This window comes from Solihabitans fulvus (assembly GCF_008386585.1).
Classification (GTDB): Bacteria; Actinomycetota; Actinomycetes; order Mycobacteriales; family Pseudonocardiaceae; genus Solihabitans; species Solihabitans fulvus.
In genome coordinates this window covers 1-327 of the sequence record NZ_VUOB01000405.1, presented here as the reverse complement: position 1 = coordinate 327, position 327 = coordinate 1, and the positions used below count along the sequence as shown (strand labels likewise).

The following is a 327-nucleotide window of genomic DNA, read 5'->3' as shown; positions in this document are numbered from 1 at the left end:
CTCAACCAAATAATAAATACAATTAAAACTATCGAGAGCTGAAATTCAGAAATTTTAAAGAATTCATAGCTTGTGAAAATGGCACTCCGCCTGGGAGGAGCACTGAAAGAACTGCGTATACATTTATGTCAAACCAGCAAACAGTCTGAGGGAGTGAGGGAATTTATCAAAAACAACTACGTCAATATTAAGAAGGAAAACCCCAATTTTCCTATATTAATTAGAGAATGCAGCGGTATTCAACCTAGAGTGTGGGCGCGTTATGAAAGAGGAGCTGAAAAATCAACACCTCTCACAAATTTATCAGCAAATGATGATCCGTCGGCC

The 327-nt window shown here is 38.2% G+C and carries 1 protein-coding gene; it reads left to right on the top strand.

Annotated features, from left to right (window positions below; genetic code table 11):
* Positions 1 to 78: 78 nt before the first annotated feature.
* The coding region (locus F0L68_RS46165; protein ID WP_149855486.1) for a L51/S25/CI-B8 domain-containing protein at positions 79 to 327 on the top strand (249 nt) is incomplete at its 3' end.